10 protein-coding genes are annotated in these 24,676 nt (G+C 61.8%); 7 read left to right on the top strand and 3 right to left on the bottom strand.

Annotated features, from left to right (window positions below):
* The first annotated feature begins 50 nt into the window (after positions 1-50).
* The gene (locus GNF76_RS17615; RefSeq protein ID WP_155584391.1) at positions 51-13,004 is read left to right on the top strand and encodes a non-ribosomal peptide synthetase; all 12,954 of its coding nucleotides are present in this window, start codon (positions 51-53) and stop codon (positions 13,002-13,004) included.
* 393 nt (positions 13,005-13,397) lie between these two features.
* Complete coding sequence (locus tag GNF76_RS29345) at positions 13,398-16,106, top strand: hypothetical protein (RefSeq protein WP_178123391.1); 2,709 nt, start codon at positions 13,398-13,400, stop codon at positions 16,104-16,106.
* Between the two features lie 97 nt (positions 16,107-16,203).
* On the opposite strand, the gene dsbG is transcribed toward GNF76_RS29345, so the two are convergent.
* The 3 genes from dsbG to dsbD are packed head-to-tail and all read right to left on the bottom strand — an operon-like array spanning position 16,204 to position 19,537.
* Entirely contained in the window at positions 16,204-16,965 is a 762-nt protein-coding gene (gene dsbG / locus GNF76_RS17605) for a thiol:disulfide interchange protein DsbG (RefSeq protein ID WP_155584390.1), read from the bottom strand.
* On the bottom strand, positions 16,941-17,807 hold the full coding sequence (locus tag GNF76_RS17600; RefSeq protein ID WP_155584389.1) for a TlpA disulfide reductase family protein: 867 nt from the start codon (positions 17,805-17,807) through the stop codon (positions 16,941-16,943). The genes dsbG and GNF76_RS17600 overlap by 25 nt, the downstream gene beginning before the upstream one ends.
* Positions 17,807-19,537, bottom strand: a complete 1,731-nt coding sequence (gene dsbD / locus GNF76_RS17595; protein ID WP_155584388.1) for a protein-disulfide reductase DsbD — start codon at positions 19,535-19,537, stop codon at positions 17,807-17,809. The genes GNF76_RS17600 and dsbD overlap by 1 nt, the downstream gene beginning before the upstream one ends.
* A gap of 173 nt (positions 19,538-19,710) precedes the next feature.
* Between dsbD and GNF76_RS17590 the strand changes: the two genes are divergently transcribed.
* The 5 genes from GNF76_RS17590 to GNF76_RS17570 all read left to right on the top strand — a co-directional run bounded on the left by GNF76_RS17590 (position 19,711) and on the right by GNF76_RS17570 (position 24,462).
* Positions 19,711-20,391, top strand: a complete 681-nt coding sequence (locus GNF76_RS17590) for a response regulator (RefSeq protein WP_155584387.1) — start codon at positions 19,711-19,713, stop codon at positions 20,389-20,391.
* A complete protein-coding gene (locus GNF76_RS17585; RefSeq protein ID WP_155584386.1) occupies positions 20,391-21,710 on the top strand; it encodes an ATP-binding protein in 1,320 nt (439 codons plus the stop codon). The genes GNF76_RS17590 and GNF76_RS17585 overlap by 1 nt, the downstream gene beginning before the upstream one ends.
* Positions 21,711-21,824: 114 nt before the next feature.
* Complete coding sequence (locus GNF76_RS17580) at positions 21,825-22,598, top strand: N-acetylmuramoyl-L-alanine amidase (protein WP_155584385.1); 774 nt, start codon at positions 21,825-21,827, stop codon at positions 22,596-22,598.
* 144 nt (positions 22,599-22,742) lie between these two features.
* Positions 22,743-24,155 carry an aspartate aminotransferase family protein gene (locus GNF76_RS17575; RefSeq protein ID WP_155584384.1) on the top strand — a complete coding sequence of 471 codons (1,413 nt, stop codon included), beginning with the start codon at positions 22,743-22,745 and terminating at the stop codon, positions 24,153-24,155.
* 82 nt (positions 24,156-24,237) lie between these two features.
* On the top strand, positions 24,238-24,462 hold the full coding sequence (locus GNF76_RS17570; protein WP_155584383.1) for an MbtH family protein: 225 nt from the start codon (positions 24,238-24,240) through the stop codon (positions 24,460-24,462).
* Positions 24,463-24,676 lie beyond the last annotated feature (214 nt).

The raw sequence follows: 24,676 nt of genomic DNA, 5'->3' as shown, positions 1-24,676 counted from the left end.
CAGATTTGACTCCCCGATTTCCCCGTAAGCCGATTTCAGGCAGGAACCCCATGATGGACGCCTTCGAACTTCCCCGCACCCTGGTCCAGTCCCTTCAACGCCGTGCCGCGCAGACCCCGGATCAGGTAGCCCTGCGTTTCCTGGCCGAGAACAGCGAGCACAGTGTTGTTCTCAGCTACCGTGATCTGGATCTTCGCGCCCGCACCATCGCCGGCGCCTTGCAGGCTTCGGCCGAGCTGGGCGATCGCGCCGTGTTGCTGTTTCCCAGTGGTCCGGATTATGTCGCGGCGTTCTTCGGTTGCCTGTACGCCGGGGTGATCGCGGTGCCGGCCTATCCGCCGGAGTCCACCCGCCGCCATCACCAGGAGCGGCTGCTGTCGATCATTGCTGATGCCGAGCCACGGCTGTTGCTGACCAGCACCGGCCTGCGTGATTCCCTGGCGCAAATCAACGAGGCGCCGTCGTTGCTGTGTGTCGATGACCTGAGTGTCCAGAGCGCTGAAGGTTGGGTCGCACCTGACTTGCAGGACGATGACATCGCCTTTTTGCAATACACCTCCGGCTCCACCGCGTTGCCCAAAGGCGTGCAAGTCACCCACGGTAACCTGGTGGCCAACGAACTGTTGATACGTCGCGGTTTTGGCATTGATCTGAACCCTGACGACGTGATCGTCAGCTGGCTGCCGCTGTATCACGACATGGGCCTGATCGGCGGCCTGTTGCAACCGATCTTCAGCGGTGTGCCTTGCGTGCTGATGTCCCCGGCGTACTTCCTGGGCCGGCCGTTGCGCTGGCTGGAAGCAATCAGTGAATACGGCGGCACTATCAGTGGCGGACCGGATTTCGCTTATCGGCTGTGCAGCGAGCGGGTCAGTGAGTCGGCCCTGGAGCGCCTGGACCTGAGCAACTGGCGTGTGGCCTATTCCGGTTCCGAGCCGATTCGCCTCGATACCCTGGAACGCTTCGCTGAAAAATTCTCGGCCTGCGGCTTCACCCCGAACAATTTCTTCGCCTCCTACGGCCTCGCCGAAGCAACCTTGTTTGTCGCGGGTGGTACCCGTGGCCAGGGCATCCCGGCCTTGCGCCTGGACGAACAGGCGCTGGCCGCCAACCGGGCTGAGTTGGGGCAGGGCAGTGCGATCATGAGCTGCGGCACCAGCCAACCCGAACACGCCGTGTTGATTGCCGACCCCCATACCCTGGTCGAGTTAAATGACAACGCCGTGGGTGAAATCTGGGCCACCGGCCCGAGCATTGCCCACGGTTACTGGCGCAACCCCGAGGCCACCGCGAAGACCTTTGTCCAGCACGAAGGCCGCACCTGGTTGCGCACGGGCGACCTGGGCTTTGTCCGTGACGGCGAAGTGTTTATCACTGGCCGCTTGAAGGACCTGCTGATCGTCCGTGGCCACAACCTGTATCCGCAGGACATCGAACAAACCGTCGAGCGCGAAGTGGAAGTGGTGCGCAAGGGTCGTGTCGCGGCGTTTGCGGTCAATGACCAAGGCCTAGAAGGCATCGGCATTGCTGCCGAAATCAGTCGCAGCGTGCAGAAAATCCTGCCGCCCGAAGCGCTGATCAAGGCCATCCGCCAAGCCGTGGCCGAGGCCTATCAGGAAGCCCCATGCGTGGTGGTGTTGCTCAACCCGGGCGCGTTGCCGAAGACCTCAAGCGGTAAGGTCCAGCGTTCGGCCTGCCGCAATCGCCTGGCCGATGGCAGCCTCGACAGCTACGCACAATTCCCGGACCTGCAGGCGCAGGCGAGTGATAACGCCGGGCTGGAATCCGAACTGCAAAGCCAGATTGCTGCTATCTGGCGTGAACAGTTGCAGGTGGCTGAGGTGGCCGCCGACGATCACTTCTTCCTGCTGGGCGGCAACTCCATCACCGCCACTTCGGTGGTCGCCCGCCTGCGGGAAACCCTGGGCCTGGAACTGAACCTGCGCCTGCTGTTCGAGGCGCCGATCCTCGTGGCCTTCGCCGCCAGTGTTGCGCAATTGCAGCAGGACGGCGGCGTGGCCCAAGGCGCGATTCACACCTTGTCGCGCCAGGAAGACCTGCCGCAATCCCTGGCGCAAAACCGTTTGTGGATCACCTGGCAGTTGGACCCGCACAGCAGCGCCTACACCATTCCCGGCGCCCTGCGTTTGCGCGGTGAGCTGGATGAAGAGGCGGTGCGCTTGAGCTTCCAGCAGTTGGTTCAACGTCACGAAGCCCTGCGCACACGGTTCTTTGAACGCGACGGCCAGGCCTTCCAGCGAATCGACGCCCATGTCGATTTCGACCTGCAAGTGATCGACCTCAGCGACCTGCCCACCCCAGAGCGTGAAGCCCGCGCCCAACAGATCCGCGAAGACGAGGCCCGCACCCAATTCGACCTGGAAAAAGGCCCGTTGCTGTGGGTAACCCTGGTACGTCTGGAGGATGAAGACCACCAACTGCTGGTGACAATGCACCACATCATCGCCGATGGCTGGTCGCTGAATATCCTGATCGATGAGTTTTCGCGCCTGTATGCCGCCACCTCCCAGGGACAAACCCTGGCGTTGCCCGCATTGGCTTTGCAATATGCCGACTACGGCAGTTGGCAGCGCCAGTGGCTGGCCGAAGGTGAGAGTCAGCGACAACTGGCCTACTGGACATCGCAGCTGGGCGATGAGCATCCGACCCTGAGCCTGGCCACCGATCACCCGCGTTCGGCGCAACACGTTCGCAGCGCTTCCCGCCACAGCGTACGGTTGAGCGCCAGCCTCGGCGAAGCCATTCGCCAGACCGCCCAGGCCCACGAGTCCACACCGTTCATGCTGTTGCTGGCGGCCTTTCAGAGCCTGTTGTATCGCTACAGCGGTCAGCGCGATATCCGTATCGGCGTACCTAACGCCAACCGACCACGCCAGGAAACCCAAGGCCTGATCGGTTTCTTTATCAACACCCTGGTACTGCGTGCCGAACTGGATGCGCGCCTGTCGTTCACGGATTTGCTGGCGGCCACGCGAACCTCTGCCTTGGGCGCCCAAGCCCATCAGGACCTGCCTTTCGAACAGCTGCTGGAAGCCTTCCCTCAAGCCCGCGAGCAAGGCCTGTTCCAGGTGATGTTCAACCACCAGCAACGTGACCTCAGCGCCTTGCGCCGCTTGCCCGGCCTGCTGGCTGACGAGTTGCCGTGGCACAGCCGCGAAGCCAAGTTCGACCTGCAACTGCACAGCGAAGAAGACCGCAATGGCCGGCTGAGCCTGTCCTTCGACTACGCTGATGAGCTGTTTGACGCCGCGACCATCCAGCGCCTGGCCGAGCACTTCATCAACCTGCTGCAAGCGGTGTGCGAACAACCGCAACAAGCCCTGGGGGATCTGAAGCTGCTTCAGGCCGATGAGCATGCGCAGCAACGCCAATGGAGCGAAGCACCTTGCGCTGCGGCGCAGCAATGGTTGCCCGAGCTGCTCAATCATCATCACGCCTCGGAGCGCACCGCTCTGGTGTGGCAGGACGGCCACCTGAGCTTTGCCCAACTGCACGCCCAGGCCAATCGCCTGGCTCACTACCTGCGAGACAAAGGCGTTGGCCCGGACGTGTGCGTGGCCATCGCCGCCGAGCGTTCGCCGCAATTGCTGATTGGCCTGCTGGCAATCATCAAGGCCGGCGGCGCCTACGTGCCTCTGGACCCGGATTACCCGGCCGAGCGCCTGGCTTACATGCTCAAGGACAGCGGCGTGCAATTGCTGCTGACCCAAACCTCACTGCTGGCGCAATTACCGGCCGCCGAGGACGTCTGTGTGATCGCCATGGACAGCCTCAACCTCGACAGTTGGTCGAGCCATGCCCCGGGTCTGCACCTTAACGGTGACAACCTGGCCTATGTGATTTACACCTCCGGCTCCACCGGCCAACCCAAGGGTGTGGGCAACACTCACGCGGCCCTGGCCGAGCGTTTGCAGTGGATGCAGGCGACTTATCAACTGAATGAAACCGATGTACTGATGCAAAAGGCGCCCATCAGTTTCGACGTGTCGGTGTGGGAATGCTTCTGGCCGCTGATCACCGGTTGCCGTTTGGTGCTGGCAGGCCCTGGTGAGCATCGCGATCCTCATCGCATCGCGCAGTTGGTGCAGGCGCATGGCGTGACCACGCTGCACTTCGTGCCGCCGCTGTTGCAGCTGTTTGTCGATGAGCCTTTGGCGGCCGAATGCACCCGCTTGCGCCGCCTGTTCTCGGGTGGCGAAGCCTTGGCGGCCGAACTGCGTAACCGTGTATTGGCGCAGTGGCCGGCGGTGCAGTTGCACAACCGTTATGGCCCGACCGAAACCGCGATCAACGTCACCCACTGGCACTGTCACAGCGATGATGGCGAGCGTTCGCCGATTGGCCGGCCACTGGGCAATGTCATCTGCCGTGTATTGGATGATCAGCTCAACCTGCTGCCGGCGGGTGTGCCGGGCGAGTTGTGCATCGGCGGAGTTGGCCTGGCCCGGGGTTACCTGGGCCGTGCCGGTTTGACGGCCGAGCGTTTTGTGGCGGATCCATTGGGCGAGGCGGGCGCACGCCTGTACCGCACCGGCGACCGCGTGCGCTGGAACGCCGACGGCGTATTGGAATATCTGGGCCGTCTGGATCAGCAGGTCAAACTGCGGGGCTTTCGCGTCGAGCCGGAAGAAATCGAAGCGTGTCTGCTGGCCCAGGACGGCATCGCCCAGGCCGTGGTGCTGGTGCGCGAAACAGCGGCCGGTGCGCAGTTGATCGGTTACTACACCGCAAGTACCGAGTTGGACGATCAGGCGGTGAAAAACGCTCTGGCCGCCGAGTTGCCGGAATACATGGTGCCGGCTCAACTGATGCGCCTGGACGCCATGCCATTAAGCCCCAGCGGCAAGCTCGACCGCCGCGCGTTGCCGGAACCGGTGTGGCGAGTGCGTGAACACGTCGAACCTGAAACAGCGTTGCAACAGCAAATCGCGGCCATCTGGCGTGAAGTGCTTGGCCTGCCACGCATCGGCCTGCGGGACGACTTTTTCGCCCTCGGCGGCCATTCGTTGCTGGCCACGCAAATCATCTCCCGTACCCGCCAGGCCTGCGACGTCGAACTGGCGTTGCGCACCTTGTTTGAGGCCAGCGAGCTGGGCGATTTCGCCGAGCAAGTACACCTGATTCAGGCCTCGGGGCAACGCAACCAGCAACTGGCAATTGCCAACGTCGACCGCAGCCAACCGGTGCCGCTGTCGTATTCCCAGCAGCGCATGTGGTTCCTCTGGCAAATGGAACCGGACAGCCCGGCCTACAACGTCGGCGGCATGGCGCGTTTGCGTGGGGTGCTGGATATCGGGCGTTTCGAGGCGGCACTGCAAGCCTTGATCCTGCGCCACGAAACCCTGCGCACGACCTTCCCGAGTATCAACGGCGTAGCGCAGCAGAAGGTCTCGGCGCAAACCGGCGTGCGCATGGATTGGCAGGATTTCTCGGCCCTGACGGAAGACGCGCGTCAGCAGCGCTTGCAGCAATTGGCTGACCGCGAAGCCCATACGCCGTTTGACCTGGAAACCGGCCCGTTGCTGCGGGCTTGCCTGGTCAAGGCCGCTGATCAGGAACACTACCTGGTGCTGACCTTGCACCATATCGTCACCGAAGGCTGGGCCATGGACATCTTTGCCCGTGAACTCAGCGCCTTGTACGAAGCCTTTATCGACGAGCGCGAATCGCCTCTGGAACCGTTGCCGGTACAGTATTTGGACTACAGCGTGTGGCAGCGCCAGTGGCTGGAATCCGGTGAACGTCAACGTCAACTGGATTACTGGACCGCACAACTGGGCTCCGAGCATCCGCTGCTGGAACTGCCCGCCGACCGTCCACGGCCGCCGGTGCAAAGTCACCAGGGTGAGTTGTACCGCTTTGATTTGAGCGACGACCTTGCCGCTCGCGTGCGGGCCTTCAACGCCGAACGTGGCCTGACGCTGTTCATGACCATGACCGCCACCCTTGCCGTGTTGCTCTACCGCTACAGCGGCCAGACTGACCTGCGTATCGGTGCGCCAGTGGCCAACCGGATTCGTCCGGAAAGCGAAGGGCTGATTGGTGCGTTCCTCAACACCCAGGTACTGCGTTGCCAGCTCAACGGGCAGATGCGTGTGGGCGAGTTGTTTGACCAGGTCCGCCACACCGTGATCGAAGGTCAGTCCCATCAGGACCTGCCATTCGACCATCTGGTGGAAGCCCTGCAACCACCCCGCAGTGCGGCGTACAACCCGCTGTTCCAGGTGATGTGCAACGTGCAGCGCTGGGAGTTCCAGCAACGCCGCCAACTGGCCGGGATGACCGTCGAGTACCTGGCCAACGACGCCCGCGCCACCAAGTTCGACCTCAACCTGGAGGTCACCGACCTCGATCATCGCCTGGGTTGCTGCTTGACCTACAGCACCGATTTGTTCGACGAACCGCGCATCGCGCGCATGGCCGAACATTGGCGCAATCTGCTGGAGGCGTTGATTGCCGATCCGCAGCAGCGTCTGAGCGAACTGCCGCTGCTGCAGGCCGATGAACAACGCGCCTTGCAAGACAGCCTCGGCATTGAAGCCGGCGAGCATCGCCTGGACCAGTGCATCCACCACCTGTTCAGCGAGCAAGCCCTGGCCCGTCCCGACGCGCCGGCTTTGACCTTTGCCGGACACACCTTGAGCTACAGCGAGTTGGACAGCCGCGCCAATCGCCTGGCCTGGATGCTCCGCGAGCGCGGTGTCGGCCCACAAGTGCGGGTCGGCCTGGCGCTGCCACGTTCCCTGGAAATGGTCATTGGCCTGCTGGCGATCCTCAAGGCCGGGGGTGCCTACGTGCCGCTGGACCCGGAATACCCGCTGGACCGCCTGCACTACATGATTGAAGACAGTGGCATCGGCCTGTTGCTCAGTGACGCGGCGATGTTCGATGCGCTGGGTGAGCTGCCTGCCAGCGTCAGCCGCTGGTGCCTGGAACAGGACTCACCGGCACTTGCCGACTATCCGGCCAGCGAACTGCCGTTTCTCAGCCTGGCGCAACATCAGGCGTACCTGATCTACACCTCGGGCTCCACCGGCAAGCCCAAGGGCGTGGTGGTGTCCCACGGTGAAATCGCCATGCATTGCCAGGCGGTGATCGAGCGCTTCGGCATGCGTGCGGATGACTGCGAGTTGCATTTCTACTCCATCAACTTTGACGCGGCCACCGAGCGTTTGCTGGTGCCGCTGCTCAGCGGTGCGCAAGTGGTACTGCGTGCGCAGGGCCAATGGGATGCCGAAGAGATTTGCGGGCTGATTCGTCAGCATCGAATCAATATCCTGGGGTTCACCCCGAGCTACGGCAGCCAGTTGGCACAATGGTTGGCGACGCAACACCAGACCTTGCCGGTGCGCATGTGCATCACCGGTGGCGAGGCGCTGACCGGTGAGCACTTGCAACGTATCCGTGCGGCGTTCCAGCCGGCGCTGTTTTTCAACGCTTATGGCCCGACTGAAACCGTGGTCATGCCGCTCGCCAGCCTCGCTCCGGAGTCTCTGGAGGAGGGGGCCGGCAGCGTACCGATCGGCAGCATCATCGGGGCGCGCGTGGCCTATATTTTCGACGCGGACCTGGCGTTGGTCCCGCAGGGTGCGACCGGCGAGTTATACGTCGGCGGTGCCGGCCTGGCCCAGGGTTATCACCAGCGTCCAGGCATGACGGCGGAGCGTTTTGTGGCTGATCCGTTCGCTGATAACGGTGGTCGCCTGTATCGCACCGGCGATCTGGTACGCCAGCGTGCCGATGGCCTGGTGGAATACCTGGGGCGTATCGACCATCAAGTGAAGATTCGCGGTTTCCGTATTGAACTGGGGGAAATCGAGAGCCGTCTGCTGGAGCACCCGTCGGTGGCCGAAGCGGTAGTGCTGGCCCTCGACAGCCCGAGCGGCAAGCAGCTTGTGGCGTATCTGGTCAGTGACGATGCGGACCACAGCGCCCTGCGCGACGTCCTCAAGGCCCATCTGAAAGCGCAACTGCCGGACTACATGGTGCCCGCGCACCTGATGGTACTGGACAGCATGCCGCTGACCGCCAACGGTAAACTCGACCGCCGCGCCTTGCCGCAGCCGGACCCTGAGGCCAATCGTCAACACTACGTGGCGCCACGCAATGAGCTGGAGCAAACACTGGCGGCGATCTGGTGTGCGGTGCTCAACGTGCAACAGGTCGGCCTGGACGACAACTTCTTCGAACTGGGCGGCGATTCGATCCTGTCGATCCAGGTGGTGAGCCGGGCGCGGCAGGCGGGGATTCATTTCAGCCCGCGCGATTTGTTCCAGCACCAGACCGTGCAGACCCTGGCAGCGGTGGCGACCCGCAGTGAGCAAGTCACCGCTGAGCAAGGCCTGCTGACGGGCGTGTCGGGGCTGACTCCGATCCAGCATTGGTTCTTTGATACCGATATTCCGGCGCGTCAGCACTGGAACCAGGCGTTGCTGCTGGAGCCGGTGCAGGTCCTCGAGCCCCATCGCCTGGAGCAAGCGCTGTTGGCGGTGCTGGAGCATCACGATGCGCTGCGCCTGAGCTTTACCCGGCGCGATGCCCAATGGCACGCCGAGCATCTGGCCGTGCCCGAAGGCGGCGTGTTGCTGCAGGCCCAGGTCTCGGATTTGACGCAGTGTGCCGCGCTGTTCACCGATACCCAGCGCAGTCTCGACCTGGAACACGGCCCCTTGCTGCGCGCCTTGCTGGTGGACGGTCCAGAAGGCCGTCAACGGTTGATGATCGCGATCCACCACCTGGTGGTGGACGGCGTGTCCTGGCGCGTGCTGCTGGAAGACCTGCAAAACGTCTATCGCCAGTTGAGCGACGGCCAGTCCGTCAACTTGCCGGCCAAGACCAGCGCGTTGCGCGACTGGGCGGCACGTTTGCAGGCCTATGCCTGCAGCGAATCCCTGCGCGAAGAGTTGAGCCTCTGGCAGAACCAGCTGGCCGGGCCGGTTGTTGAGTTGCCGGTGGACCGTCCGCAGGGCTTGCTGCGCAACGGTGATGCTGAAACCATCAGCGTGCGCCTGGATACCGAATACACCCGCCAACTGTTGCAACAAGCCCCGAGTGCCTACCGCACTCAGGTCAATGATTTGCTGCTGACCGCCCTGGCCCGTGTGCTGTGTCGCTGGAGCGGTCATGAGTCGGCCTTGATCCAACTGGAAGGCCACGGCCGCGAGACCTTGTTCGACGACATCGACTTGACCCGCAGCGTCGGCTGGTTCACCAGCGCCTACCCGCTGCGCCTGACCCCGCTGCACATTGAAGAAGCCGCCGGGCAGGGCGCCTCGATCAAGGCGATCAAGGAACAACTGCGCGCGGTGCCTCACAAGGGCCTGGGTTATGGCGTACTGCGCTACCTGGCAGACGACCAGTGCCGCCAGGCCATGGCCGTATTGCCGACTGCCGGGATCACCTTCAACTACCTCGGTCAGTTCGACCAGAGCTTCGGCGATGACGCACTGTTCCACCCGCTGGATGAATCAGCAGGCTTGGCCCACGACCCCGACGCACCACTGCCCAACGCGCTGAGCGTCGACAGTCAGGTGTACGGTGGCGAGCTGGTACTGCGCTGGACCTTCAGCCGCGAGCGACACGACAGCCAGACCATCAGCGACCTGGCCCACGCCTATCTGGCGGAGCTGCAAAGCCTGATCGAACATTGCCTCAAGGACGAGGCGGGTGGCCTCACACCGTCAGACTTCCCGCTGGCACGCCTGACCCAACCACAGCTCGATGCGCTACCGGTACCGGCCAGCGCGATCGAGGATGTCTACCCGCTGACGCCGATGCAGGAAGGCCTGCTGCTGCACACCCTGCTGGAACCGGGTACCGGTCTCTACTACATGCAGGATCGCTACCGCATCAACAGCGAACTCGACCCGCAGCGGTTCGCCCAGGCCTGGCAGGCGGTGATCGCTCGTCACGAGGCCCTGCGCGCCTCGTTCTGCTGGAACGTTGGCGAAGATATGTTGCAAGTGATCCACAAGCCGGGCAGCACGCCGATCGAGTACCTCGACTGGAGTGCCGACCCGCAAGCCGAACAGGAGCCGCGCCTGCAAGCCCTGCTCAAGCAGGAGCGTGAAGCCGGTTTCGATCTGCTCAACCAGGCGCCATTCCACCTGCGCCTGATCCGCGTCGGCGAGGCTCGCTACTGGTTCATGATGAGCAACCACCACATCCTCATCGATGCCTGGTGCCGCTCGCTATTGATGAATGACTTCTTCGACATCTACATGGCCCTGGGCGAAGGCCGTGAGGCGCAACTGGCAATGCCGCCGCGCTATCGCGACTACATTGCCTGGCTGCAACGCCAGAACCTGGCTGAGGCGCGGCAGTGGTGGCAGCAGAACCTGCAAGGCTTTGAACGCACCACGCCGATCCCGAGCGACCGGCCGTTCCTGCGTGAGCACGCAGGCCACAGCGGCGGGATGGTGGTGGGCGATTGCTACACCCGGCTCGATGCGCGGGACGGTGCGCAATTGCGTGAGTTGGCCCAGGCCCATCAACTGACCGTCAACACCTTCGCCCAGGCGGCGTGGGCGTTGGCACTGCGACGTTTGAGCGGTGATCGAGACGTGCTGTTCGGCGTTACGGTTGCCGGGCGCCCGGTAGACATGCCGCAGATGCAGCGCACTGTCGGCTTGTTCATCAACAGCATTGCGCTGCGGGTCAAGCTGCCCGAGGACGACCAGACGTGCAGCGTGCGCCAATGGCTCAGCGGCTTGCTCGACAGCAATATGCAACTGCGCGAATACGAATACCTGCCGTTGGTGACGATCCAGGAACACAGCGAGTTGCCCAAGGGCCAGCCGCTGTTCGACAGCCTGTTCGTGTTTGAAAACGCCCCGGTGGAAGTCTCGGTGCTGGACCGTGCGCAAAGCCTGAATGCCACCTCGGATTCCGGCCGTACCCACACCAATTTCCCGCTGACTGCCGTGTGCTATCCGGGTGATGACCTGGGTTTGCACCTGTCCTACGACCAGCGCTACTTCGATGAAACCACCGTGCAAGGCATGCTCGGTGAGTTCAAGCGTCTGCTGCTGGCGCTGGTGCAGGGCTTCCATGGCGATATGGCCGACTTGCCGCTGATCGGTGAGCGGGAGCGTGAGTTCCTCGTGGAGGGCTGCAACCAGAGTGAGCATGATTATCCGCTGGAGCAGAGCTACGTTGAGTTGTTCGAGGCCCAGGTGGCGCAGCATCCACAACGGATTGCCGCCAGTTGCCTGGATCAACGCTGGACCTACACCGAACTGAACCGACGCAGTAACCGCCTCGGCCATGCGCTGATCGCGGCGGGTGTCGGACTGGATCAGCCGGTGGCATTGCTGGCCGAACGTAATCTCGACCTGCTGGGCATGATCATCGGCAGCTTCAAGGCCGGTGCCGGTTACCTGCCGCTGGATCCGGGGTTGCCGACACATCGCTTGAGTCGAATCATCGACTTGAGTCGCACACCGCTGCTGGTGTGCACCGAGGCTTGCCGGGAACAGGCGTTGGCGCTGCTGGAAGAATTTGCCTGCGTCGGTCGTCCGAAGTTGTTGGTGTGGGACGAGGTTGCTGGATCAGAGGAGAACCCCGGGATCTACAGCGCCCCGGATAACCTCGCGTATGTGATCTACACCTCGGGTTCCACCGGCCTGCCTAAAGGTGTGATGGTGGAGCAGCGCGGCATGCTCAATAACCAGTTGAGCAAGGTGCCGTATCTGCAACTGAGCGAAGCCGACGTGATCGCCCAGACCGCCTCGCAAAGTTTCGATATTTCCGTCTGGCAGTTCCTCGCCGCGCCGCTGTTTGGCGCACGCGTGGATATCGTGCCGAACACCCTTGCCCATGATCCCCAGGGCTTGCTGGAGCATGTCCAGGCCCAGGGCATCACCGTGCTGGAAAGCGTGCCGTCGCTGATCCAGGGCATGCTGGCCCAGGAGCGTATGAGCCTTGACGGCTTGCGCTGGATGTTGCCGACCGGTGAGGCGATGCCGCCGGAATTGGCGCATCAGTGGCTGCTGCGTTATCCGCAGATTGGCCTGGTCAACGCCTACGGCCCGGCGGAATGTTCGGACGATGTGGCGTTCTTCCGCGTCGACCTGGCGTCGACCCGGGGCACTTATCTGCCGATTGGCACACCGACGGACAACAACCGTTTGTACCTGCTGGACGGTGCGCTGGAGTTGGTGCCGCAAGGGGCGGTTGGCGAGCTGTGTGTGGCGGGCATCGGTGTGGGGCGCGGTTATGTCAGTGATCCTTTGCGTACTGCCCAAGTGTTTGTGCCGAACCCGTTCGGCGGGGCGGGTGAACGTCTGTACCGCACCGGTGATCTGGCCCGTCGTCGTAGCGATGGCGTGTTGGAGTACGTCGGCCGTATCGACCATCAAGTGAAGATCCGTGGCTACCGTATCGAGCTGGGGGAAATTGAAGCGCGTTTGCACGAACAACCGGAAGTCCGTGATGCGGCTGTTGGTGTGCAGGAAGGCGTAAACGGCAAGCATCTGGTTGGCTACCTGGTAGCCGCCGATGAGACCCTTAACCCCGGCGAGCGCCTGGACCGTATCAAGCAACGCCTGCGGGCCGAGCTGCCGGAATACATGGTGCCGCTGCATTGGTTGTGGCTGGATCGCTTGCCGCTGAATGCCAACGGCAAGCTTGACCGGAAGGCTTTGCCAGCCCTGGAGATCGGCCAGTTGCACAGCCAGGACTACCTGGCGCCGGGCAACGCGCTGGAGCAAACCCTGGCCGATATCTGGGCCGAGGTGCTGAAGGTTGAGCGGGTGGGGGTGCAGGACAACTTCTTTGAACTGGGCGGGCATTCGTTGCTGGCGACGCAAATTGCCTCGCGGGTGCAGAAGACCTTGCAGCGGGATGTGCCGTTGCGGGCGATGTTCGAGTGCAGCACGGTGGCGGAGTTGGCCGAGTACATCGATGGGCTGGCGGCCAATGACATCAGTGCCGAGAAGGTGGATCGGTTGAGTGATTTGATGGCGGAGTTGGAGGGGTTGTAGGCCGGAAATTATGGCTACCTGTTCGGGCCTCATCGCGGGCAAGCCCGGCTCCCACATTGACCGAGTTGTACCTGAAGAAATGCGGTCAAGTGTGGGAGCCGGGCTTGCCCGCGATGAGGCTCGAACAGGCGACGGTTATTTAGGCCCGAGAGTTTTCACCCACTTATCCGGCGTGGGCGCTTTGTTCGGCTGACCAATGTCTTGAGCAGGGCAAAGAGATCATCCTGGGGGATTGCAGGGGTGGGCCGCTGGTCGGGAAAACGCTGTTTTTCGGTTCAAACTGTCAATTCTGACAGTAGGCAAGACCTTCATCTCAAGCGCTAGATAACCCAGGTTTCTAGGCCTCATTGGCCAGTACCGATGGTTATTTATCCTAGGACAGGAGGTCATGTCGTGGCTAAACAAACGTTGCCAAAAACACCCGCCACTCCTAAAACCCCGGACGCGGCCAACCCCGAATTGCCCTACCCGCAGATTCAATACGCAGCTAATAACAACTTGCTTTACCCCCTTGATGCAAAGGGTGGCACGGTTGCAACGATCACCGTTGCGAATATGCAGGCCGCACCGGTCACCTTGTATTGGGCGATCAAGGATCAGGACCAGCCTGCATTCGAGCCGATTGTGGTGCCTGGCAGTACCAGTGGCAGTGTTGAAATTCCGATCCCCTGGCAACGGGTGAGTACCTGTATCGGGCACACGGTGCTGATCTGGTATTCGGCCACGGTGAACGGGCGGCTTCAAGAATCGCTGGTCCTGGAGTTGGAGATCCAGGATGTCCGGGAAGCGGATCTTCGAGGGTCATTGCCCGTATTCCTGCACTCCACGTTGGAGTGGAGTACATGGTGGCTGGACATGTACGAGTTCCAGGGCGACGAAACCATCCAGATCAAGGCGTGGCCGATGATTCAGGCAGGCCAGCGTCTGTTTGTCACTGTCGCGGGTAACCAGCATCAGGTGCCGTACAGATTCATCTGGGTGGCCTTTGATCATGTGGTGACCGCCGCTGAAGCTCATGCCGATCACGTATTTGAGTTCTGGTTATCCCGTGGCTGGATGTCGCGACTGGATGACTACTCGGCCCTGACAACCCATATGGGTGTGATCTGGGACGGTACTGCACCGGTGCTGCCAACGCCGGATGATCCTGTCCATGAGAATCCGCTGCCCCTCAACGCCCAGGATTTCCACTTGCGCACTACCACGCTGTTGCGGGTGGACCCGGCGCTGGATTTGCCGCCGCCCCACCTCAAGGAGTCGGTGGATTGCGGTGCCGATGGCTGGGTGGTGAATCCGCTCAATACGGTGCGCGGCGGGCATATCGTGATCACCTATGAGGGGATACATGCCGGGGATATTGTGTGCCCCAAGTTTGTCGGTACACCCGGAGCGGGCTCACCGTCTCTTGAGTGTCGTACGGTGCAGCCAGGTGAAACCAGCCTGGAATTCCTGGTACCGCCCTCGGCCTTCAGTGCCAATTTTGGTCTACCTGTCACGCTCACTTACACCGTAAGCCACAGTGGCACCGGGCCTTGGCAATCACCGCCACGGCAAGTGAATATCCTGGATATCACCGGTTTGCCAACCCCGGCGGTCGAGCAGGCCACAGGAGGTACACTTGATCTCAACACCTTCTCCGGGGATGCCACCGCCACTGTCGAACCTTGGCTCTACATTGCCCTGGGTCAACTTTGCTGGCTGTGGGTCACCGGCGAACGGGAAGATGGCAGTGCCTACAGCTTCTCGGTACTGGAAGGGGAACCTGTCACTGAGGAATGGCTGGCCAGCGGCGTCAATACGCCTTTGCCCCGTAGCGAGTTGAAAAAGCTGGCGGATTGCAGTGCTTTCGACGTGCATTTTGCGGTGAATTTCAATGGCCTGTCCGATAAGGCCAGTGCCAAGCAATTCCCGGTACTGAGCTTGGGGATCGTTCAGGAAGACCTGGTGCTCAGGGCGTCAACAGTGCGCGAAGCAGTGGGCTCGCAGTTGACGGTATGGAACGGTCGCGAGGGTGTGACGGTACGGGTGGAGTACGACCTGATCAATCCCAATCACGCCATCAGTGTGTGCTGGAAAAGGGCGGATGGCACGTGCCTGCCGTTGATGTCGAAGCCCGGCAGCAGTGATCCGAAGTACGTTGATTTTCAGATTCCTCGCGAGGCTGTGATTCATGGGAGCGGCAAAACGGTCACGATCAATTACACCGTGACCAGTCTCTGCAAGCTGGCCACCTCGCCGGATCTTGATTTGCAGATCAGTGTGCCGGTGCGCTTGCCTACTCCGGTGGTGCTGCAGGCGACCAATAATATCCTCGACTTGCGTACCTTTACCGGAAACGCCGATATCACGGTTGAAAAGTGGTGGTTTATCTTGCCGGATCAGAAGGTCTGGTTGCGGGGGGCAGGGACTAAGAAAGATGGCAGTCCTTACACCCTGAATGTCTATCTGGGTAAAGCGGTCACGGCGACTGAAGTCACAGCAGGGTTGAAAGAGGTGTTGGCGCGAGCCGAGCTTGAGTTGCTTAAGGACGGCAGTAGCTTGACGTTTACTTGCAAGGTAACGGCTGATGGCAGTGCCCATGAAAATGAGGCTGTAGTGTTTCCATCTTTGCTCCTGACAGTGCGAGCAGAGCCGGAAATCCTCTATGAAAACTTCACGGGGCAGCCTCAGCGGATGATTTCCGCCGGCCAGAGTATTGATATATCAACAATGACCATTACGCTATTACCTGGATCTGGCGGTACGGCAGGCATCACGTACTACGCGTATCCCAAGCCCGGTATGTTGGACAGTGAGGCGTTAAGCATCTGCTATAGCAATCCGAATCAGGTTCCAGAACAACGCATGCGTATAGACTTCAAGTTGGCGAGCCAAAGAGTCAGATTTGCCTATACATGGCAGCGGCACCCGGTAGAAATTCTGTTTTACAATCTGGCAGGTACGGTTATTGGCAAGCGGGACCTCCCTTCGACGTCTTCGGAGAATGACCAACGGGATCACTGGATTGATTTCACTGCGCCGACCGGTGATAGCGTCACAGCTATGATCGTCAGAGCGTCAGATTACGCGTTTATGGACTTCTTTACTTTTTGGGGGGCTTGAGGAGGCTGGCGTACCTTCCGTTGAAGCATTTGGGTGTACGCCTTCTCTTTGATTGGAAACATGGCCCTGTTATCAGGGCCTGTTTTTATCCGGTAACCTATTTCGGCCCGAGAATCTTCGCCAACTTATCCGGCGACGGCGCCCCTTGCTGTTGCTGCAACTGCCCCTTGTCGTCCATATAAAAGATCGCCGGAGTTGCTGACAACTCCAGCTCCTCCATCAATTTCATATTGGCATCGAGCTTGGCCTGGATATCCGCAGGGATCTTCTCCAGCGGCTGCAGCTTGCTGGCTTTACCCGCGCCTTCGTGGGCTTCCAGGGCTTTTTGCGGGTCTTTGCTGGCCAGCAACGCGGCCGATTTGCCCGGGCTGTCCTCACGAATAATCCCGACCATGATGTGCCGCAGTTGCACCTTGCCGGCCTTCACCCACGGCCGTGCCTGTTCCCAGAACATGTTGCAGTACGGGCAGTTGGGGTCGCTGAACAGGTAGACGGTACGCGGCGCGTCCTTGTTGCCGTCCTGAATCCAGTTGCTCTGTTCCATCTTGGCCCAGACTTCCTTGGCCATTGGCGCATACACCAGTTTGTCCAGAGGCGCCGCGCTCAGGTCGTTGCCTTGAGCGTCGTACAGGTTGCCGGCGATCACGCTTTTGCCATCGGCGGTCAGGTACAGCGCCATGCCCCGGTTCTGGTATTGCGCGGCATAGCCCTTGAGGCCACTGGGGGCGTCGAAGCTGCCGATGATCTTGGCGCCCTTGGCTTCGATCTGTTTGATCGGCGCCGGCCAGTCTTCGGCCTGGGCCAGGGTTGCGGCGAGGGTCAGGGGCAGCAGGGTCAGCAGGTGGCGGAGGCGGGGCATAAGGGTTTCCTTGTTGGAGCCGGCTTGGCGGTGTTGGCGTCGGTCTCGAAACGTTCCATGGCACGGGCCAGGCTGGCCTGGGACAGTTCGCCCAGGTGGCTGTTGATCAGGCGTCCGTCCGGTTCGTAGAACAGCGTAGTCGGCAAGGCCATGGAGCCCACGGCCTGGCCGAGGCGGCCGCTGGCGTCGAACAGCACGTTGTCCAGGTTCAGACCCTGGGTCGCCAGGTAAGTGCTGACGCTCTGCATGCTTTCGGCCTGGTTGACGAACAGGAAGGTCACGTCGGGCCGTTGTTTCTGGGCGTTTTCCAGCACCGGCATTTCCCGGCGGCACGGTGGGCACCAGGTGGCCCAGAGGTTGATCACCAGGGGACCGCCCTGGTAATCGGTCAGTTGCACGGTTTCGCCATTGGCGTTGCGCAGGGTGATCTCGGGCAGGCGGGTACCTTTTTCATAGATCGTCAGGGAGAAGCTGGCCAGGGCCCAGAAGGCCAGGCCGGTGATCACGCCGGCACTCAAGGGCTTGCGCAGGAGCGGACGGCGCCAGCCATACAGCAGGGCTCCGAGGATCAGGACTATGACACCGGGCCAGGCGAGGAAACCGCCGTCGCGCAGGTCGATGATTTGCAGCAGGTCGTTACGGTAATAGGCCCAGTACATCACTACGAAACTGATCCGCGCGCTGAGCATGCCCAGCAGGAACAGGGTGAACAGCACCGACTCCGGGTTCTCGCCGCCGCGCTTGGCCACGCGCCAGCCCACCAGGGTGGCGAGAATCAGCGCGCTGATCAGCAGCAAATGATTCAAGGCGATAGCGAAGGTGCCGATGGTGAAGGTCAGCATCAGAGGGCGTCCCGGGTCTGGGTCCAGCGTTGCAGGAATGCGGCGGCGTCGACTTCACCGGTGATGCGCTGGGCGCGGCGTTCTTCACCATTGGGGCCGATCCAGACGAAGCTGGGTGGCCCGGGTACTTTGTAGCGCCCCAGCAGTTCGCGGCTGGCGGCGTTGTCGGCGGTGACGTCCAGGCGCAGCAGGCGCACGTCCTTGAGGGCGTCCATCACTTCGGGTTTGCCGAACACTTGTTTTTCCATGATCTTGCACGACACGCACCAGTCGGCGTAGTAGTCCAGCAGCACCCATTGGCCCTGGGCCCTGGCGCTGTCGAGTTGGCTTTGCAGCACGGCCGGGTCGCTGATTGTCGTGAAAGCGTCGTGGGCGCTTGGAGCACTGGCGACTTGCGAACCGGTGAAGACCTTGAGCGGCTGCCACAGGTCATCGCTGCCACCCGCCGCACCCACTACCAGCAGGCTGCCCCACAGGCCCAGGACCAGCGAGCCGGCGCCCAGTACCTTGGCGGCGAGACCCTGCTGACTGGCCAGCCGCCAGCCGCAGTAGGCCATGACCAACGCCAACACGCCCCACAAAGCAAGCCACAGGGTTTCACCGACCACCGGGCGAATCATCAGCACGGCGGTCGCGAGAAACAGGAAGCCGAAGACGCCCTTGAGCACGTTCATCCAGGTGCCGGGCTTGGGCAGGAAGCGATTGCCCACGGTCACCAGCAGCAACAGGGGCACACCGATGCCGATGCCCATGGCAAACAGGATCAGGCCGCCGTGCAGGGCGTTGCCGCTCTGGGCGATATACAGCAGGGCGCCGGCCAGCGGTGCGGTCATGCACGGCCCCACCAGCAAGCCGGACAGGGCGCCGAGCACACCGGCACCGACCAGGCTGCCGCCGCTTTGCTGGCGGCTGACATTATCCAGGCGATCACGCAGGAACGCAGGCAGCTGCAATTCAAAGAAGCCGAACATCGGCAACGCGAGGACCACAAACAGTGCAGCAAAACTACCGAGGATCCACGGGGTTTGCAGCAGGGCAGCGAGATTGCCACCCAGCAGGGCGGCCAATACGCCCAGGGCCGCATAGACCAGCGCCATGCACACCACGTAGCTGGCGGCGAGGGCAAAGCCGCGTCGCGGGCTGGCGCCGCTGCCCACCACCAACCCGGCGAGGATCGGCAGCATCGGCAAGGAACACGGGGCGAAGGCCAGCAGCAGCCCCAGGCCGAAGAACACCAGCAGGCTCCAGCCCAGGCTGCGTTGTTGCAGGCCGCTGGCCAGGCTCTGGTCCTGGGCCTCGGCGGTGGCTGCGACAGCAGGGTTGCCGCCCAGATCCACAGTGATCGACTGCGGCGGATAACACAGGCCGGCATCCGCACAGCCCTGCCAGCCCAGCTTGACCTGGCCGGTAGCGCCTGCGGGAATCTTCACCTCCAGGCCCTGGCGGTACACTTGCTGCTCGCCAAAGAACTCGTCGCTATGGGCTTCGCCTTGTGGGAGCACTGGTTTTTCGGCCAGGCCATCGAACTTCATGCGCTGCTGGTACAGATAGTAACCGTCGGCAATCTGCCAATACAGCTGGGTTTCGCCAGACGCCAGGCGCTCGGAGGTAAAGGTGAAGGCTTTGCCCACCGGGAGGAAGTCGGGTTTGGTCTCGAAAGGATTATTGCCCGGCGCGGCCTGGGAAAATCCAGCGAATAACACCAGCAAGAAGAGAAACAGATGCCGCATGGTCAAGCCTTAGTTCGATGCAAGTGGGCACACAATGTGTGGTGTTGATTAACCGATGATTAACCGGGCTATTCTAACGTGTAGGGATTGTCTGAATGTGAACGTTTGCACGGCATAATGCGTGCTTAATCCAACCCCCTTTTAATCATCATCATTTTTCCAAAGGGCTCACCATGCACGTACTGGTCTGTGAAGACGATGAGCTGATCGCCAGCGGTATTGTTGCCGGCCTTGGCGCCCAGGGCTTTACGGTCGAACGCGTCGCGACGGCCGCTGCTGCGCGGGCAATGCTCAAGGCGGCTGAGTTCGACATCATGGTGCTGGACCTCGGCTTGCCGGATGAAGACGGCCTGAAGCTGCTGCAACAACAGCGCAGCCAAGGCCTGGAAATCCCGGTGCTGATCCTCACCGCGCGCGATTCGGTGACCAACCGGGTCGATGGCCTACAAGCGGGCGCCGACGATTACCTGCTCAAACCCTTCGATTTGCGGGAACTGGCTGCGCGTTTGCAGACCTTGTTGCGCCGGGTCGCCGGGCGCAGCGTCAACCTGATCGAACACGGGCGCCTGACCTACAACCCCAGCAGCCGCGAAACCTTGCTGGGCGGTCAATCGGTGGACCTGTCCCGTCGCGAGCAGGCGCTGTTGCAGGCCTTGTTGCATAACCGTGGGCGGGTGCTGTCCAGCGAGCAGTTGAAAGACAGCGTCTACGGCTTCAACGACGAACTGGAAAGCAACGCCCTGAACGTCCATATCCACCACCTGCGGCGAAAACTGGGTAACAGCATTGTCGAAACCGTGCGTGGCCTGGGCTATCGCCTGGGCCCGGCTGACGGTGGAGAGGACGCTTCGTGATGAGCCTGCGCCTGCGCCTGACGTTCAAGCTGGGCGCCGCCTTTGTGCTGATCTGGGCGCTGGCGGCGGCCTGGATGCTCAGTGACCTGCGCAACCAGATGATGTTTTCCCTGGATCAGCGGCTGGTGGCATCAGCGCGCATGGTCGCCGGCTTGATGGAGCAGTTGCCGGCCCTGCCTACCAAAGGCGAGGGCACTCATTTCAGCGCCGAACAGTTGAATATCCCTGGCGGCATGGCGTGTCAGGTGAGTTCTTTGCGCGGGGAAATTCTCGCCCGCAGCCACACCACCCCGGACCAGGGCCTGGAGTCGCACCAGAGCGGTTTTCGCGATCAGATGATCGACGGCACGACTTGGCGCAGCTTCACCCTGGCCCGTGGCGACCTGTTCATCACCACTGCCGACCGCCAGGTGGAGCGTGAGGCGTTGAACCTGTCGATCCTGCTGGCGGCATCGGTGCCGGTGGGTGTTGCCCTGCTGGGTTGCCTGTGCCTGCTGTGGCTGGGCATCGGCCAAAGCCTGGTGCCGCTCAATCGCATGCGCGACGCCTTGATGCGCCGCAGCGCCGACTCCCTGGAGCCGTTGCAGATTCATCCGTTGCCCAGCGAGCTCAAGCCGCTGCTCGACACCCAGAACCAACTGCTGCAGCGCATCGCCAAGACCATCGAACGCGAACGCCGCCTGACCGGCGATGCCGCCCACGAACTGCGCAGCCCGCTGACGGCAATCAAGACCCACCTGCAAGTGGCGCGCATGACCGAAGGCGCCGCCCGTGACCAGTCCCTGGCCCATGCCGAGGAGGGCGCCGATCGCCTGCACCGTACCCTTGAGCAGTTGCTGCTGCTGGCCCGTGTCGAAGGCAGCCTGTCGTTTGATGACGGCTTGCAATCGAACGCCGAACAAGTGGCGCGCCTGGCAATCCAGGACGCCAACGCCGGGGACAATTCGCGCATCGACCTGATCCTGCCGGCCAACTTGCCTGAAACACCGGTGGAAATGCCCGTGGGCCTGGCCGTCGCCGCCTTGCGCAACCTGCTGGATAACGCCTTGCGTCATACACCGGCGGATACCCGCGTGGAACTGAGTGTCTTCACGGCCGCCGATAACGTGGTGTTCCGCGTGCGGGACCACGGCGCGCCGATCTCCAGCGAAGACCTGCAACACTTGACCCAACGCTTCTGGCGCAACGGCAACAGCGAGGGGTGTGGCCTTGGCCTGGCCATTGTGCAAGCCATCGTGCAGCGCTGCTCGTGTTCCTTGAAGTTCGACAGCCAGGCCGATGGCCTGCGGGTTGAACTGGGCATGCCGCTACGCCGCTGACCGGTCCTTCAAAAAGCCAAATAGTTACCGCCCTCTTAAAGCCCAGCGCTTCAGGATGACGGTAAACGGCTTACAGGCTGAATGATTCAGCCTGTCTTGAAAAGGACAGCTCCCATGTTGGTCATCGACACCACATACCCCGCAAAAAACTTCAACCAGCGCAATGGCGAAACCGTGCGCCAGGTCATCGTGCATTACACCGCTGCGCCATTTGCCAGTGCCTTGCGCACACTGACTCAGGATGGGGTCAGCGCTCACTATTTACTGGCCGATCCCCATGACTGCAGTTACCGAGCCGCAGGCTATGACGAGTTGCGGGTGTTCAGCCTGGTGGACGAGCAGCACCGCGCCTGGCATGCCGGCGTCAGCCAATGGGCCGGGCGCGACAACCTCAACGGCCGCTCCATCGGCATTGAAATCGTCAACCTGGCCCGTGATGACGCGGGCGTCTTTACCTTTCCCGCCTATGACCCTGAGCAGATTGAGTTGTTGATCGCCTTGATCCGCGACATTCAGGGACGTTACCCGGACATTGGCCCCACCGACATTCTTGGCCACAGCGACGTGGCGTACTGGCGCAAAAGCGATCCTGGCCCGCGCTTGCCCTGGCGCCAACTGTTCGAGGCGGGGGTGGGGGCCTGGTTCGATGGGGTTACCCAAGAGGTCTACCAGCGCAGGTTTTCCATGGGGCTACCACCGGAAGTGGAGATCGAAAGGGCATTCCAGCGCTATGGCTACGCGGCGGCGAAAAATCGTCAGGCCTTCCAGCAACGGGTGCGGGCATTCCAGATGCATTTTCGACCGAATCATTATGACGGACGGTTGGATGCCGAAACCTGCGGGATCCTTTATGCGCTGAATGACAAGTACACCGGTGTCGCCGGCTGAACGGGCGGTTTTTTAATGCCCAAGGTGTAAATCCTCGAGCCCCTGACGCGTTTCCAGAACAGGAAATCCGTGCGCAGCCCTTGGGCCAGACGCCAACGGATTGGCAGTTTGGTCACCATCATCAGCGTATTGAGGGATCGAGAGATGTCAGTCGCTACCAGCCGTATCGAAGATTTGCAGGTTCGGGTCAGCCCGGCCCCGGCGGAAACGCTGTACCAGTTCGATGAAACACCGCTGCTAGCGCGCCAGCGCCAGCAGGAATCCAACGCCCGCAGCTATCCGCGACGCATTCCCCTGGCGCTTAAGCGGGCGCGAGGGATTTATGTCGAAGACGTTGAAGGCCGCAGCTTTATCGACTGCCTGGCGGGCGCTGGCACCTTGGCGTTGGGGCATAACCATCCGGTGGTGATCGACGCGATCCGCCAGGTATTGAGCGATGAACTGCCACTGCACACGCTGGACCTGACGACACCGGTCAAGGACCAATTCGTCCAGGACCTGTTCGGCTTGCTACCGACGGAACTGGCCCGTGAAGCGAAGATTCAATTCTGCGGCCCCACCGGTACCGATGCGGTGGAAGCCGCGTTGAAACTGGTGCGTACGGCCACCGGGCGCAGCACGGTGTTGTCGTTCCAGGGGGGGTATCACGGCATGAGCCAGGGCGCGTTGAGCCTGATGGGCAGCCTGGGGCCGAAAAAGCCGTTGGGTGCGCTGCTGGCCAATGGCGTGCAGTTCCTGCCGTTTCCTTATGACTATCGTTGCCCGTTTGGCCTGGGCGGGGCAGAGGGGATCAAGGTCAACCTGCACTACCTGGAAAACCTGTTGAATGATCCCGAGGCGGGCGTGTTGCTGCCGGCGGCGGTGATCGTTGAAGTGGTTCAGGGGGAGGGCGGGGTGATCCCGGCTGACCTCGACTGGCTGCGGGGTTTGCGCAGGATTACCGAGCAGGCGGGCGTGGCGCTGATCGTCGATGAAATCCAGAGTGGCTTCGGTCGCACCGGCAAGATGTTTGCCTTTGAGCACGCCGGCATCGTCCCGGACGTGGTGGTGTTGTCCAAGGCCATTGGAGGCAGCTTGCCGCTGGCAGTCGTGGTTTATCGCGACTGGCTCGACACCTGGCTGCCGGGCGCCCATGCCGGAACCTTCCGCGGGAACCAGATGGCCATGGCGGCGGGGTCGGCCGTGATGCGTTACCTCAAGGACCACGACATTCCTGCCCATGCGGCGGCCATGGGCGAGCGCCTGGGTGAGCATCTGCGCATCCTGCAGCGGGACTTCCCGCAATTGGGGGACATTCGTGGGCGTGGCCTGATGCTGGGTGTGGAATTGGTGGACCCGAGTGGTACGCCGGACGTGCAGGGGCATCCGCCGGTGCATCGGCAGTTGGCGCCGTTGGTGCAGCGTGAGTGCCTCAAGCGTGGGTTGATTCTTGAGTTGGGTGGGCGGCATGGCGGTGTGGTGCGGTTCTTGCCGCCGCTGGTGATTACGGCGGCGGAGGTTGACCGGGTGGCGCAGATCTTTGGTCGCGCCCTGGCGGCGGCGGTGGGCAGCCTTTAATTTTTGCCGGGCGCGGTACGTTCTTATCTACATCAGCGCTGCGCGTGGCGCGTGGCGAGCCTTATAGCGACGGAGAACAGCAATGACCTCAGTATTTGACCGCGAAGATATTCTCTTTCAGGTGGTGGTCAACCATGAAGAACAGTATTCCATCTGGCCGGATTACAAGGCTGTGCCGCAGGGTTGGAAGACTGTGGGCAAGAGTGGGATGAAGAAGGAGTGTCTGGCTTATATCGAAGAGGTCTGGACGGATATGCGGCCTTTGAGTTTGCGGCAGAAGATGGAAGGGCAGGTGGTTGCGGGGTGAGTTGGCTGTGAGTACATATCCGTTTTTTGGGTAACGGCTACCTATGGTTCCGCTCTTACAGCGGGTCACTTTGGAAAAGCCCCAAAGTAACCAAAGGGCTCTTGCCCCACCACTTGGTGCCTCGCCTAGGCTCGGCATGCCCTCACTCCGGCATTGCTCCGTGGGCCGCCGCAATGGGCCATCCCTGGCCCAGTGCGGCTAAACCGGCGTCCTG

The sequence above is a fragment of the Pseudomonas spelaei genome (genome assembly GCF_009724245.1).
Lineage (GTDB): Bacteria > Pseudomonadota > Gammaproteobacteria > Pseudomonadales > Pseudomonadaceae > Aquipseudomonas > Aquipseudomonas spelaei.
This window is presented reverse-complemented; position numbering and strand designations above follow the sequence as displayed.

What these genes read in the sequence shown, in the direction of transcription:
- GNF76_RS17615 (WP_155584391.1), top strand. Translation starts at nt 51, where the DNA reads ATGATGGACGCCTTCGAACTTCCCCGCACCCTGGTCCAGTCCCTTCAA.
- dsbG (WP_155584390.1), bottom strand. Translation starts at nt 16,965, where the DNA reads ATGCCCCGCCTCCGCCACCTGCTGACCCTGCTGCCCCTGACCCTCGCC.
- GNF76_RS17600 (WP_155584389.1), bottom strand. Translation starts at nt 17,807, where the DNA reads ATGCTGACCTTCACCATCGGCACCTTCGCTATCGCCTTGAATCATTTG.
- dsbD (WP_155584388.1), bottom strand. Translation starts at nt 19,537, where the DNA reads ATGCGGCATCTGTTTCTCTTCTTGCTGGTGTTATTCGCTGGATTTTCC.
- GNF76_RS17590 (WP_155584387.1), top strand. Translation starts at nt 19,711, where the DNA reads ATGCACGTACTGGTCTGTGAAGACGATGAGCTGATCGCCAGCGGTATT.
- GNF76_RS17585 (WP_155584386.1), top strand. Translation starts at nt 20,391, where the DNA reads ATGAGCCTGCGCCTGCGCCTGACGTTCAAGCTGGGCGCCGCCTTTGTG.
- GNF76_RS17580 (WP_155584385.1), top strand. Translation starts at nt 21,825, where the DNA reads ATGTTGGTCATCGACACCACATACCCCGCAAAAAACTTCAACCAGCGC.
- GNF76_RS17575 (WP_155584384.1), top strand. Translation starts at nt 22,743, where the DNA reads ATGTCAGTCGCTACCAGCCGTATCGAAGATTTGCAGGTTCGGGTCAGC.
- GNF76_RS17570 (WP_155584383.1), top strand. Translation starts at nt 24,238, where the DNA reads ATGACCTCAGTATTTGACCGCGAAGATATTCTCTTTCAGGTGGTGGTC.